Origin of the sequence: Pandoraea vervacti, from assembly GCF_000934605.2 — a bacterium.
GTDB lineage: Bacteria > Pseudomonadota > Gammaproteobacteria > Burkholderiales > Burkholderiaceae > Pandoraea > Pandoraea vervacti.
Genome location: NZ_CP010897.2, coordinates 376,319 through 389,489 on the forward strand (window position 1 = coordinate 376,319; position 13,171 = coordinate 389,489).

The window sequence follows — 13,171 nt, forward strand, 5'->3', positions numbered from 1 at the left end:
GGCGCGAAATCCCGAATCAAGCCTTCCTATTTTCGAATCGTCACGACGCCATGAATATTGTGATTCTCGCCGCAGGCATGGGTAAGCGCATGCGCTCGAAGTTGCCCAAGGTCTTGCAACCGTTGGCCGGTCGCCCGCTCCTGTCGCACGTGATCGCGACGGCGCGCAAACTCGAACCCGGCAAACTGATCGTTGTGATCGGACACGGCGGCGATGCCGTGCGTGAGGCCGTTGCCGGTGACGGTGTCCTGTTTGCCGAGCAAGCGCAACAGTTGGGCACGGGGCACGCCGTGCAACAAGCCGTGTCGTTGCTCGATGAATCGGCCTCGACGCTCGTGCTCTACGGCGATGTGCCGCTCACGCGCGCCGAGACGCTCAAGGGTCTGATCGACGCCGCCGGCAAGGACAAGCTGGGCGTACTGACGGTCGATCTCGACAATCCGACCGGTTATGGCCGAATCGTGCGAGACGCGGCGGGCAACGTGCAGCGCATCGTCGAGCAAAAGGACGCCAACGAAGCCGAATTGGCGATCCGTGAAATCAACACCGGCATTCTGGTGGCGCCCACGCGTGCCCTCAAGGAGTGGCTTGGCGGACTGAAGAACCAGAACGCACAGGGCGAGTACTACCTGACCGACGTGATCGCGTGCGCGGTGGCGGACGGCGTGTCCGTCGTCACCACGCAGCCAGCCTTCGCGTGGGAGCCGAATGGTGTGAACGACAAAGCGCAACTGGCCGAGCTGGAGCGCGACTATCAACGCAATGCAGCGGGTGCACTGCTGGCCGCTGGCGTCACGCTGATCGATCCGGCGCGGTTCGACCTGCGCGGCGAGATCGCGTGCGGCACCGATGTGTCCATCGATGTGAACTGTGTGTTCGAAGGCAAGGTGACGATCGGCGATGGCGTGTCGATCGGTGCGAACTGCGTCATTCGGAACACGACCATCGGCGCGGGCACCCGCATCGAGGCATTCAGCCATCTGGACGGTGCGGCTGTCGGCGTGGACGCGCATATCGGGCCTTACGCGCGACTGCGTCCGGGGGCGGATCTCGCGGACGAAGTGCACATCGGCAACTTCGTGGAGGTGAAAAACGCCTCCCTGGCGAAGGGCTCGAAGGCCAATCATCTGGCGTATGTCGGCGATTCGACCGTGGGCGCGCGCGTGAACATCGGCGCTGGCACGATCACGTGCAATTACGATGGTGCGAACAAGCACCGCACGGTCATCGAGGACGACGTGTTCATCGGTTCGGACACGCAGCTCGTCGCGCCGGTGACGGTGCGTCGCGGCACGACCATTGCTGCGGGCACGACCGTCTGGAAGGACACGCCGGAAGATTCGCTGGTGCTCAATGGCAAGACGCAGGAAGCGAAGGCGGGTTATGTCCGCCCGCGCAAGCAGAAGCAGTAAAATCGCGGTTATGTGCCGGCGCACGAGAGACAGACGTGCGCCGGGGAGTTAAAGCGGATCTCATCCGTTCGAATGCGCCGGAGACGATCCGGCCCTCAAGGAAGCGAATATGTGCGGCATTGTCGGCGCGGTAGCGCGACGTAATGTAGTACCGGTGTTGGTCGAAGGGCTGCGCCGTCTGGAGTATCGCGGCTACGACTCGTGCGGCGTGGCCGTGCTCAAGGACGGTGTGCCGCAACGCGCGCGCAGCGTCTCACGCGTGGCCGATCTCGACGAGCAGCTCACGCAGACGCAATTGGCGGGCGAGACGGGCATTGCCCATACCCGCTGGGCGACCCATGGTGCGCCGGTCACGAACAACGCGCACCCCATTTTCTCGCGCGACGAAGTGGCGCTGGTGCACAACGGCATCATCGAAAACCATGAGAGCCTGCGCGACGAATTGCGCGGTCTGGGTTACGAGTTCGTGTCGCAGACGGACACGGAAGTCATCGCGCATCTGATCCATCACATTCTGTCGAACGGCGCGGCTGGCGATCTGTATCAAGCGGTGCGTCTGGCCACGCGCCGTTTGCATGGCGCGTATGCCATCGCCGTGTTCCGCAAGCAGGAGCCGCATCGTGTCGTGGGCGCGCGTGCGGGCTCGCCGCTGGTAGTCGGCGTTGGCGAGGGCGAGAACTTCCTCGCCTCGGACGCGCTGGCGTTGGCCGGCACGACCGATCAGTTCATTTATCTGGAAGAAGGCGATGTCGTCGAACTCACGCTCGATGGCGTGACGATCGTGGATCGCAACGACGTCGCCGTCGAGCGCGAAGTGCGCACGGTACAGGCCTATACGGGCGCCGTGGAGCTCGGACCGTATCGTCACTACATGCAGAAGGAAATCTTCGAGCAGCCGCGCGCGATCGGCGACACGATGGAAGGTGTCGAGGGCATTTCGCCGACGCTGTTCGGCGAGGGTGCCGAGGCGACGCTTGGCAGCGTTGACTCGATCCTGATTCTGGCATGTGGCACGAGTTACTACTCGGGCATGACGGCGAAGTACTGGCTCGAGTCGCTGGCGCAGATTCCGACGCAGGTCGAAGTGGCGAGCGAGTATCGCTATCGCGACAGCGTGCCGAATCCGAAGACGCTGGTCGTGACGATTTCCCAGTCGGGAGAGACGGCCGACACGATGGCGGCGCTGCAACACGCGCAGTCCCTGGGCATGACGAACACGCTGGCCATCTGCAACGTGGGCACGAGTGCAATGGTGCGTCAGACGGCATTGCACTACCTCACGCGAGCCGGCACGGAAATCGGTGTCGCGTCGACGAAGGCGTTCACCACGCAACTCACTGCACTGTTCCTGCTCACGCTGACGATTGCCAAGCTGCGTGGTCGCTTGTCGGCGGCGCAGGAGGCTGAATATCTCACGCAACTGCGCCACCTGCCGGCGGCGCTCAATAGCGTGCTGGCGCTGGAGCCGCAGATCATCGCGTGGGCGGAAGAGTTTGCCCGCCGCGAGAATGCGCTGTTCCTCGGTCGCGGTCTGCATTATCCGATTGCCCTTGAGGGCGCGCTCAAGCTCAAGGAAATCTCGTACATCCACGCCGAGGCCTATCCGGCGGGCGAGTTGAAGCACGGTCCGCTGGCGCTGGTGACCGAGCAAATGCCGGTCGTCACGGTGGCGCCGCGCGACGCCCTGGTCGAGAAGCTGAAGTCGAACATGCAGGAAGTGCGCGCGCGCGGCGGCCAGTTGTACGTCTTCGCGGACTCGGACACCGAGATCGCCAACGCCGAGGGCCTGCACGTGATCCGTATGCCGGAACACTACGGCCAGCTCTCGCCGATCCTGCACGTGGTGCCGTTGCAGTTGCTCGCGTACCACACGGCGTGCGCACGCGGCACCGACGTCGACAAGCCGCGTAACCTCGCCAAGTCGGTAACCGTGGAGTGAGGTGGTGAAGCTGGGGAGCTTGTTCCCCGGGCTGCGAAAAAGGCCGGTGGCGCTGTTAGCGTGCCGGCCTTTTGTTTGCGCATTCGATGTGTATTAGGTGTGTATTCTATTGGCGCGTTTGTGCGTCGTGCGTCTAGCGACGCGCGCCACGTGGCGCGACGGTACGCGCCAATCTCATGCCGCGGCTCAGGCTGCCGCCGACCACACGGCGAGTTCGTATCCGTCCGGGTCGAGGAAGTGGAACCGTCGACCGCCGGGAAAGGAAAACACTGCCCGACTGATCCTGGCGCCAGCGGATTCGACGCGACGCTGCGTCTGCGCCAGATCATCGGCATAAAGGATCACGAGCGGCCCGCCCGGACGAACGGCTTCACCGGTCGTGAAACCTCCCGTCAGACGCCCGTCGCTGAATTCCGTATAGGTCGGACCATAATCGGTAAATGTCCAGCCGAACACGCTGCCATAGAAGGCTTTGCTACGCGCGATGTCGGCGACGTTGAATTCGATGTTGTCGATCTGGCGATCGGTGCCTCGTTGGCTCATGCCTGCTCTCCGTTCGATGGTTGCGCGTCCGGCAGCGTGTAGCTGAAGTGATAAGCGTGTTTGCCTTCCGTGATGTCGATGACGAGCTGGCCGGCAAGGCCGACGAGCGCTTCTGTGCCGGAGTCGGGAACGACCGTGATGGACTGCGTTGGTACCCCACGCGCCATCGTGCAACTATGCTGCAACACGAACGTGCCACTTCGTCCGTGCAGCGTGCCGCGCACCGTTTCCATCGCGACATACCCGGCAGAGCCCGCCGTGCCGCTGCGAAAGGAGAGCATTTCCCCCTGGCTGGCGGCATTCAGATCGCCGTGGTACGTCTTGTCGAGCGACAGGCGTCCGAGTCCGGTGCTCTGCGCCACAGCACTCAATTCCTGCGGCCCGAGTTGCACCTCGAAAGGCCCTTTTGCCGAGAAATTCACGGTTGCTCTCCTTGTCTGAATGCTGTGTTTTTGTACAGTGTCGAGTGTACTCGAACTTGAGTGAGATACAAGGTGAAATTTGTCACGACGAAAGAGATGGCTACAAGTAAACAACGATTTGCACTACTAACCGTATAAGCGTCAGGACATTTCCGAGTTTCTTGAGATATCGACCGTTCGGACTCGCGAGTTCCTAAAATGACCGGTCTGATAATCCTCCGATCATGTTCACATGTTGTTGGTGGAACCGCTCGCGGCAGATGTGGCCAAGACATTGCGGCCACCATTCGGTACGGTCGAATTTCGCGGAACGCCGTGGGATCTAAGCCACTTGTCGCCGTTCGCGTTCAGGGCACGGGTGCGCGAGCACTGTGACGTATCGGTGATCGTGCTCTTTTCGTGCCACTGCTTTACGAAGAGTTTCAAGTGGGACGACCGTCCTTTAGTGTCCATTCCTCGAAGCGAGATTTACTCGGATGCACGCGAACGCAGAATTCTTTGCCCGGTTCGGTACCGTCTCTCCCGCAAGTTTTTGCGAGGCATCGTTTTGAGTTTGGGGTTTCGAAGGATAACGTTGGCGGACGACAGACGGCCCAATTTCGTCACACGTGAGCATGTCGACGAAAACGGAAAGATGGGGCTTTACGCCGTTTTTTTGAAGTCGAAAAAGACAAGATGCGCAATCGACTGGTGTTACGTGTCCAGTCCGCATATGTCTTGGAAGGTGGTCTAACGAGGCGTCAACGCGAGGCGAAGAAAATTGCGCTGGCGACGTTGCTGCGAAAGGTTCACGAAGGCACCGCGATACGGGCATAGCCCATATCGGAAAGACCAACGGCCACCATGAGGTGGCCGTTGCAGGCGGGATTCTCTATCTACACAAGTAGAATTCCCACTCCAGGTGGGACCCGGCATGCCGGGCGGCGCTACGTTTTTTTCACCCGCTTGTACGTAGTTTTCAGCGCAAATACTAATACAAGGCGTTTTGACCAGTCAACTCGCTGATCTTCTGAGTTGGATGGAGTGCGCCTCGTACGACCCGGAATCTCCAAACAAAAAGGGGAGTCCCCTTCAGGACTCCCCCAAACGGCTGGAGCACTCGAACCAACGACAAAAACCTCTCGCGAAGCCGTTGGCTCAGAACTTGTGACGCAGGCCCGAGATCACAGCCGCCTGCGTCTTCGTGCTCGACGCACCGCCGGCGCCGTTAATCGAGGCGGCCGTCGCGTCGCCTGCGGCCTTTTGATAGAGGCCGACCAGATACACGTCGGTACGCTTCGAGAGCAGGTAGTCCACGGCGGCATTGACCTGGTGGTACTTCGGGCTCAGGTCGGCGAGCGCGGCGCTGCGGGTGCTGGCATCGGTGTACGTGTACGACAGGCCGAGCAACAGCGACGGCGTCAGGTTGTACGTGCCGTTCAGTTCGTAGTTCGACACGCGTGCGCCCGTACCGCCGACGTAACGCAGTTGCGTGTTGCTGTACACGAAGCCAACGTTGGCCGGGCCAAACTTGTAGCTGCCGCCCGTGGCGAACACGCGTTGCTTGTCCACACCGACCGTTGTCGTGCCGATTCGGGCCGAGTAGAAATCGCCGCTGTAGTCGCCGGACACTGCGCCGCCGGTGTTGCTGCCATTCGGCGTGCCGACCTCCAGGTAACCGATGCCGAACTTGACCGGGCCGTTCGCGTAGCTCGCACCCACGCTCCATGCGCGGTTGTTGGCGAAGCCGTTGCCCGGCGTGCTGCTGCTCGGCTGGTTCGAGAAGCCATACAGGCCACCGAACGAGAAGCCGCCGTAATTGGCGCTCGTGTACTTGATCGAGTTGTTGATGCGGAACGAGTTGTACAGGTTGTCGACATCGCCGACGTGGGCGCCGAGCTTCGTCGCAAACTGCTTGGCAGACGTCAGGCCGCTCACGAAGTCGACCACGGAGTCGTACTGGCGACCGATCGTCACGCTACCGAACGACTTGTTCGACAAACCGACGAATGCCTGACGGCCGAACTCGCGGCTGCCCTGGCCCAGCGCGCCGTTCGTGAGGTTGAAGCCGTTTTCCAGCGTGAAGATGGCCGACGTGCCGCCGCCCAGATCCTCCGACCCCTTCAGGCCCCAGCGGTTGCCCGATTGCAGGCCGTCGGCCGTCGTGAAGTTCTTGCTGCCGCCGACATTGCTCACGTAGGCCAGACCGCCGTCGAGAATGCCGTACAGCGCGACGTTGCTCTGTGCGTGTGCAGCACCGGTGGTGGCCGCTGCGATAACGCCACACAGTGCGGCGGTCAATTGCGTCTTTTTCATCGGTCGAATCCTCTATCGATAACTTATGGTCAATGCGAACCCTTCGCCTGTGGAGGGGCGCCCCGTGGGTTCGGGGCGAACTATAGCGAACGAATTCGCAATTCAATAGGTGTATTAACGAAAATGCGCATGAGATGTCTTGCCGTTGCAACGCAACGCATCCGCTGTCGGCGAATGTGCGTAAATTCATTTCCATGACACATGAACGCCGTATCAAGGGAATGCGCGCAAAGTCCACCGATCATCAAAGCAACGGGAAGGCGCTGGCGTTACGGTTGTGACGCTGTCGCGTTCTGGCAGGCGCCGAACTCGTCTGGCGCGTCGCACGCACTCAAGGCCATGCGCCGCGTGCGTTCCGCGACAAGCCGTGCGTAGCGCTTGCGCACCTTGTCGGCATAGCGTTTTCGCAGGGGCGCGCGGGCCTCGCCTGTGCCGGCGTTGTAGGCGCCCACGGCTTCCCATCCATAGCCATACTGACGCACGAACCCGGCGAGGATCCATGCACCGGTGAGGATCGACGCGCACGCGTCCTCGCGCAGATGCCGCTCCGTCACGCCATACTGCGCCAGCTTGGGAAGGTGAATGCTGTTGATCTGCATCAGGCCAATGTCGTAGGTGCCATTGCGATTGGTATTGCGTGCGTTCATGTCGAGATTCGACTCGACTTGCGCGATGGCGTAGAGCAGTAGCGGATCGAGCTGATAGCGCTCAGCGGCCACGTCCCAGCAGTCGGCGCCCGCGCGCGACGCATGCAGTAAGCCGATGGCTGAAATGGCCACCACCCCGAATACACGCATGCCACCCATGCGCAGGCGATGCATAAGCAGCCACATAGGTTCATAGCGGCTGAAAGCCGTAGACGATAAATTCTGACGTTTCGATCTCCCGTGCGCGCGACGCGGTCTCGGCGTCCGTCGAAGTCGCAACGCAAGCTTGGGGCCACCGCACGATGCGCGCTTCCGAAATTCGCTCGGAAGCGCGCCAGACTCGCTAACCGGTGCGGCACGGTGGGCGCGCTCGTCTCCGTGTCCCGTGCAGTGCTGCGTCTGAGAAGTGACAAAACGTCGTCGAAAATAGTCATTTCGTCAAACGAAGCATGTTTATCGACGATTTAACGCTACATTTCATCGTCGCCCCTCCCTAGAATTGAAGGACTGGCGCGTTGACGGCGAGACCGGCCGCGCATTGACCGACGTTCCTGATTGGGGGGGAAACATGAAGAAGATTGCCTTGCTGGGTGCGGGACACATCGGCCAGACCATTGCGCGTCTGTTACATGGCAGTGGCGATTACCAGGTGACGGTCTTCGACCGCAACGCGCAATCGCGCGGCGCGGTGCGCGAATATGCGCACGCCTTCGTCGAACTGTCGCATCACGATACCGGGTCGCTCCAACGCGCTGTCACGGGCTTCGACGCTGTCGTGAATGCGCTGCCCTACACCATGGCGACGAGCGCGGCGACGGCGTCCGTCGCCGCCGGATGTCACTACTTCGATCTGACGGAGGACGTGGCCGCCACGCACGCGATTGCGCAACTCGCGCAGGGCGCCTCGACGGCGCTCATGCCGCAATGCGGACTGGCGCCGGGATTCATTGCCATTGCCGCCCATCACCTCGCTGCCGCGTTCGATCAAGTCGATTCCGTGAAGATGCGCGTCGGCGCGCTTCCCGCATTTCCGACCAACTCGCTGAAATACAACCTGACGTGGAGTGTCGACGGACTGATCAACGAGTACTGTCAGCCTTGCGAAGCCATTCGCGACGGTGCGCGGCTCACCGTGCAGCCGCTGGAAGATCTGGAGCACTTCTCGCTTGACGGTGTGGAATACGAGGCGTTCAACACGTCGGGCGGATTGGGAACGTTATGCGAGACGCTGGCGGGACGCGTGCGCGATCTCGACTACAAGTCGGTGCGTTATCCGGGGCACGGTGCGCTGATGAAAGTCCTGCTCAACGAATTGCGTCTGAAGGACGATCAGGAAACGATCAAGACGATTCTCAAGCGCGCGATACCGAGCACCTTGCAGGACGTGGTGCTGATCTTCGTGGTGGTGAACGGTCTGCGCGGCGGTGTGCTCACGCAGGAAGTGTTCGCTCGGAAGATCTTTGCCGAGCGTAACAACGGGCACAGTGCCAGTGCGATCCAGATCACCACGGCATCGGCGATCTGCGCGGCCGTCGACATGTTCTTCGCGCAGCAATTGCCGCAACGCGGATTCGTGCGCCAGGAGCAGATCGCGCTGCCCGATTTTCTTGCGAATCGCTTCGGGCAGGTCTACGCGCACTCCACGCATATCGAATCGCTGTCCTGACTCGCCTCGGTCCTCGCGCAAAAAAACACGACGACCCGGCACGCGGTGCACCCCCGCACCGCCGGGCCGTCGTTGAGGAAACCGGTTCAGGCGAGGCGCCGAAAGCGGATCAGAAGCGGTGCTGGATACCGGCCGTGACGCCGAGTTGCGTGTCGGCCGCCCCCGTCAGATCACGCGAGAGACTGACTTTCTGGCCGTGCTTCGCGAAGGCGTATCCGCCGGACAGATACAGGGCCGTGCGCTTGGACATCGCGTATTGCGCGCGCAGCGAGATGAGCGTCGGATCGGCGTCGCCCGCGTCCTTGATGTTCTGATGGTAGATCGCGCCGTACAACGTGAACGCCGGCGTGAAGTCGTACGAACCGCCCAGCCAGTACATATCGCTGCGCAGCGCGGCGGCGCCTGCCGTCACGAACGTCTTCTTGTAATTGCGGTAACCGGCCATGATCTTGGCGCTGCCGAAGCGGTAGCTCGCACCGGCGTGAATGCCCTGAATGTAGTCCGTCGTGTCTGTCGGCGTCACGCTGCTGCCTGCGCCATTCTGACGGTCGTACGTGGCGACGATGGCGAACGGGCCGTTCTCGTAGCCGAGCGCGAAGTCGTACTTCGACGACGTTTTCATGCTGTCGGCCACATTGCCAAAGCCGTACATTGCGCCGAACTTCAGACCGTTGTAGTCGCCGTCGTAGCGCACGACGTTCGACGAGCGCGAGAACAATCCGTCCTTGCGCCCCCCCGTGGCCGTGGCGCTGGTCGCCCACGAATAGTTCGGCGCGTAGCCCATCGGGTCGAACGGGAGCATGTAGTCGTACGTCGTGGTGAACGTGCGCCCGAGCGTGAACTGTCCCCAGGTCTTGTGCGTCAGGCCGACCGTCGCGCGGCGGTCGAAGATCGCACCGGGGCCGTCGTCGAACTGTCCGTTGACCATGTTGATGCCGCTCTCGAGGTTGAACACCGCCTTGAGATCGCCACCCAGGTCTTCCGTGCCCTTGAAGCCAAAGCGCGATGTGTTCTTGCCGCCCGAGATGGCGCGCACTGCGCCGCCATTGTCGCTGGCGTGGTTCACGTACTCGACCCCCGCGTCGATGATCCCGTAAATCGTCACGTTCGACTGCGCGTGGGCCTGGCCGACCAGCGTGCCCGCGGTCGTGATGGCCACCGTCGCGGCCAGCGCGATACTGCTTCGTTTCATTGTTGTCTCCTCTGTTTTGATTCTCGTGGTGTTTGCGCGGGAGAGCGCCCGCGCGTCGCATGAAAATGCGGGGTGGGGGGCGCGCCGTCGCCTCAGGCGTTCGATTGCGCGAACGCCCAGCAGTCGTTGGCCGGAAACTCCACCCAGTGATGACCCGGCTCGCGCGGTACGTGACCGAACGCGCGAAAGCGCAGCGCGCCGCAATGGAAGAGGTACTCCCAGCGGTCGCCGAGATACATCGAGGTGACGAGTTGCGCGTTCACCCGGTTGTGGCCCGGGCCGTCGGCTACCTGCACACGTTCGAGACGGATCACGGCCTGTGCGTGCTGACCGGGAGCAAGCGGGTCGCGGGCGCGCGCCTGCAACGCGAAGCCCTCGCCCGAGAGCGTGACGATTTCGCCGTCGACGGCGCTCACCGTGGCGTCGATCCGGTTGTTGCTGCCCATGAACTCCGCCGTATAGAGCGAGCGCGGCGAGCCATAGAGTTCGGCCGGCGTGCCTTCCTGCTCGATGCGACCGTTGCGCAGCAGCAGAATGCGATCCGACATCGCCATCGCTTCGGTCTGATCGTGTGTCACGCACAGTGCCGAGAGCCCCAGCGAGACGATCAGCTCGCGCAGCCACGCACGAGCTTCTTCGCGCAGCTTGGCGTCCAGGTTCGAGAGCGGTTCGTCGAGCAGGATGACCGGCGGGTTGTAGACCAGCGCGCGGGCAATCGCCACGCGCTGCTGCTGACCGCCGGAGAGCTGAAACGGGAAGCGCTCGGCGAGATGGCCGAGACCGAGCTGGTCAAGCGCGTTCTGCACACGCTCACGCCGCTCGGCCGCGCCCACTTTGCGCAGCTTCAGGCCGTAACCCACGTTGTCCGCAACGGTGCGATGCGGCCACAGGGCGTACGACTGGAAAACGAGTCCCAGCGAACGCTGTTCGACCGGGCAGTCGATGTGCCTGGCGCCGTCGAAGAAGACCTGATCGTCGAGCGCAATGCGTCCGTCAGACGGTTGTTCGAGACCGGCCACGGCACGCAGCAGCGTGGTCTTGCCGCTGCCCGACGCCCCGAGCAGACACACGACTTCGCCGGCCTTGAGTTCGAACGACACCCCCTTGAGAATCGGGTTGGCGCCGTAGCTCAGGAAGAGATTGTCGACGATGAGCTTATCCATGCAATTTGACTCCGAAGCGCAACGCCACGCCCAGACCGGCGCCGACCATCGCGATGTTGATGACAGAGAGCGCGGCGACCTGATCGACTGCGCCGGTCGCCCACAGCGACACGAGCAGCGAGCCGATGACTTCCGTGCCGGGGGACAGCAGGTAGACGGCGGTCGAGTATTCGCGCTCGAAGATCATGAAAATCAGCAGCCATGCGGCGAGCAGACCGAAGCGCACGAGCGGCAGCGTGACGTCGAGGCTCACACGGCTGCGCGTGGCGCCGACGCTGCGTCCCGCTTCTTCCAGTTCGTGGCCGACTTGCAGCAGGGCGCTCTGAATGAGGCGCATGCCGTAGGCGAGCCACACCACCGTGTACGCCACCCAGATGCTCCACATCGAGTTCTTCATCTCGCGCAGTCCCGGCACGAAGAGGAAGATCCACAGGAAAGCGAGCCCTGCCAGCAATCCCGGCACGGCGCGCGGCAGCAGCACGAGGTAGTCGAGCAGCCTGGCGGCCCAGTCGTTGCGGCGGTGGCCGGCGAAGGCCACGAGCGAGTAAAAGCCAACGGCCAGCGCCCCGCCAATGACGCCGATACCCAGCGTGTTGAGAATGGCGCGAACGAGGTTGTCTTGTTCGAAAAGCTCGGTGAAGTTTCCGATCGTGAGCACGTCGGCAAGCGCTACGCCTTCTCCCCAATGCGTGACGAACGAGCGCAGCACGATGCCCGAGATGGGCACGAAGACCGTCACGATCAGCCACGCAGCGACGATGGCGAGCGCAACCCAGCGCCAGACGCCCAGCGGCAGCACCGTCTGGCGTCCCGCCTTGCCCTTGACCGTGACGAACTTGTTGGCGCGCTTGAGCAGGTGACGTTGCAACAGCACGAGCGGAAACGTGATCGCAACGATGCACATCGCCACGGCGGCCATCAGGTGATACGACGGCACGCCGAGCTTGTTGGTCAGCTTGTAGAGATACGTGGCGAGCACGAGGTGGCCCTCGGGGTCGCCCAGAACGAGTGGCAGACCGAAGACTTCGAAGCCGAGGAAAAATACGAGTACGCCGGCGAAGAGCAGAGCGGGCATGGTCATCGGCAGGCTGACGTCGAGCGCCACCCGGAACGGGCGGGCACCGGCGACGCGGGCCGCTTCTTCGACATCGGAGCCGAGATTGCGCAAGGCCGCCGACGAGTACAGGTAGACGTGCGGCACGTGCGTGAGGCCGACGATGAGGGTGATGGCGAGCACGGAGTACACCGACCATGGGGCATCGAGACCCGTGAGTTCGCGGAACCACACCGAATAGAAGCCCACGGGGCCGGCGGCCACCACGTAGCCGAACGCCAGCACCATCGGCGAGACGAACACCGGCGTGAGCAGCAGCGGTTCGAGCCAGCGGCGACCGGGCAAGTCGGTGCGCACCATCAGGAAAGCGAGAATGCCGCCGAACGGGATCGAGATGAACAACATCCCGAACGCGATGATGAAAGAGTTCTTCGCGGCCGACCAGAAGTCGGGATCGGTGAAGATGAAACGATAGCCGTCGATGCCGAACGTGCGGCTGGCGTCGAAAAACGGTGCGGAGAGCAGGCTTTGCAGCACGATGAACGACAGCGGCAACAGCACCGCGATCGTCAGCACGGCGATGACGAGCCAGCGCGAGGTGGCGGCCAGCGCACGCCAGGGGGGCGCCACATGGGGCGCGGCGCTCGCAGGCGAACGCCCGTTCGAAGCCGCAGCGCGGTTGGCGGTAGAAGACGACAGCATGAGGGTCTCCCTGCACCCCGCGGGGTGCATGTCGAGAAAGGCCTGGGGAGAGGCGGCGCGCACTGGCGATTGACACCAGGGCGCGACCGCCGGTCTAGGGCGTGGAGGTCCGGGGCGAAACCCGATTACCGTGGGA

Annotated in this window: 10 protein-coding genes; 3 read left to right on the top strand and 7 right to left on the bottom strand. The window is 62.6% G+C overall.

Annotated features, from left to right (window positions below):
* Nucleotides 1–50 precede the first annotated feature (50 nt).
* Together glmU and glmS are read left to right on the top strand one after the other, a co-directional pair.
* Nucleotides 51–1,412 carry a bifunctional UDP-N-acetylglucosamine diphosphorylase/glucosamine-1-phosphate N-acetyltransferase GlmU gene (glmU, locus tag UC34_RS01665; RefSeq protein ID WP_044457619.1) on the top strand — a complete coding sequence of 454 codons (1,362 nt, stop codon included), beginning with the start codon at nucleotides 51–53 and terminating at the stop codon, nucleotides 1,410–1,412.
* A 109-nt stretch (nucleotides 1,413–1,521) separates the two neighbouring features.
* Nucleotides 1,522–3,351, top strand: a complete 1,830-nt coding sequence (gene glmS, locus UC34_RS01670) for a glutamine--fructose-6-phosphate transaminase (isomerizing) (RefSeq protein ID WP_044453469.1) — start codon at nucleotides 1,522–1,524, stop codon at nucleotides 3,349–3,351.
* 186 nt (nucleotides 3,352–3,537) lie between these two features.
* Here the strand turns inward: glmS and UC34_RS01675 are convergent, their stop codons facing one another.
* The 4 genes from UC34_RS01675 to UC34_RS01690 form a co-directional block, all read right to left on the bottom strand.
* A complete protein-coding gene (locus tag UC34_RS01675) occupies nucleotides 3,538–3,894 on the bottom strand; it encodes a VOC family protein (RefSeq protein WP_044453470.1) in 357 nt (118 codons plus the stop codon).
* On the bottom strand, nucleotides 3,891–4,316 hold the full coding sequence (locus tag UC34_RS01680; protein ID WP_044453472.1) for a DUF3224 domain-containing protein: 426 nt from the start codon (nucleotides 4,314–4,316) through the stop codon (nucleotides 3,891–3,893). Before UC34_RS01680 ends, UC34_RS01675 begins: the two co-directional genes overlap by 4 nt.
* Nucleotides 4,317–5,453: 1,137 nt before the next feature.
* A complete protein-coding gene (locus UC34_RS01685; RefSeq protein WP_044453474.1) occupies nucleotides 5,454–6,611 on the bottom strand; it encodes a porin in 1,158 nt (385 codons plus the stop codon).
* Nucleotides 6,612–6,880: 269 nt separating this feature from the next.
* Nucleotides 6,881–7,444, bottom strand: a complete 564-nt coding sequence (locus UC34_RS01690; RefSeq protein WP_063389807.1) for a lytic transglycosylase domain-containing protein — start codon at nucleotides 7,442–7,444, stop codon at nucleotides 6,881–6,883.
* 382 nt (nucleotides 7,445–7,826) lie between these two features.
* Between UC34_RS01690 and UC34_RS01695 the strand changes: the two genes are divergently transcribed.
* On the top strand, nucleotides 7,827–8,924 hold the full coding sequence (locus UC34_RS01695) for a saccharopine dehydrogenase family protein (RefSeq protein ID WP_044453476.1): 1,098 nt from the start codon (nucleotides 7,827–7,829) through the stop codon (nucleotides 8,922–8,924).
* A 109-nt stretch (nucleotides 8,925–9,033) separates the two neighbouring features.
* Here UC34_RS01695 and UC34_RS01700 read toward each other — a convergent pair whose 3' ends face one another.
* The 3 genes from UC34_RS01700 to UC34_RS01710 all read right to left on the bottom strand — a co-directional run bounded on the left by UC34_RS01700 (nucleotide 9,034) and on the right by UC34_RS01710 (nucleotide 13,035).
* On the bottom strand, nucleotides 9,034–10,116 hold the full coding sequence (locus UC34_RS01700) for a porin (RefSeq protein ID WP_044453478.1): 1,083 nt from the start codon (nucleotides 10,114–10,116) through the stop codon (nucleotides 9,034–9,036).
* A 92-nt stretch (nucleotides 10,117–10,208) separates the two neighbouring features.
* Complete coding sequence (locus UC34_RS01705; RefSeq protein ID WP_044453480.1) at nucleotides 10,209–11,279, bottom strand: ABC transporter ATP-binding protein; 1,071 nt, start codon at nucleotides 11,277–11,279, stop codon at nucleotides 10,209–10,211.
* Nucleotides 11,272–13,035: an ABC transporter permease gene (locus UC34_RS01710; protein WP_044453481.1), complete on the bottom strand. Its 1,764-nt coding sequence runs from the start codon at nucleotides 13,033–13,035 to the stop codon at nucleotides 11,272–11,274. The genes UC34_RS01705 and UC34_RS01710 overlap by 8 nt, the downstream gene beginning before the upstream one ends.
* Nucleotides 13,036–13,171 lie beyond the last annotated feature (136 nt).

Coding starts and splice junctions, on each gene's coding strand:
- UC34_RS01675 (WP_044453470.1), bottom strand. CDS start 3,894: ATGAGCCAACGAGGCACCGATCGCCAGATCGACAACATCGAATTCAAC.
- glmS (WP_044453469.1), top strand. CDS start 1,522: ATGTGCGGCATTGTCGGCGCGGTAGCGCGACGTAATGTAGTACCGGTG.
- UC34_RS01710 (WP_044453481.1), bottom strand. CDS start 13,035: ATGCTGTCGTCTTCTACCGCCAACCGCGCTGCGGCTTCGAACGGGCGT.
- UC34_RS01700 (WP_044453478.1), bottom strand. CDS start 10,116: ATGAAACGAAGCAGTATCGCGCTGGCCGCGACGGTGGCCATCACGACC.
- UC34_RS01705 (WP_044453480.1), bottom strand. CDS start 11,279: ATGGATAAGCTCATCGTCGACAATCTCTTCCTGAGCTACGGCGCCAAC.
- UC34_RS01695 (WP_044453476.1), top strand. CDS start 7,827: ATGAAGAAGATTGCCTTGCTGGGTGCGGGACACATCGGCCAGACCATT.
- UC34_RS01685 (WP_044453474.1), bottom strand. CDS start 6,611: ATGAAAAAGACGCAATTGACCGCCGCACTGTGTGGCGTTATCGCAGCG.
- UC34_RS01690 (WP_063389807.1), bottom strand. CDS start 7,444: ATGTGGCTGCTTATGCATCGCCTGCGCATGGGTGGCATGCGTGTATTC.
- glmU (WP_044457619.1), top strand. CDS start 51: ATGAATATTGTGATTCTCGCCGCAGGCATGGGTAAGCGCATGCGCTCG.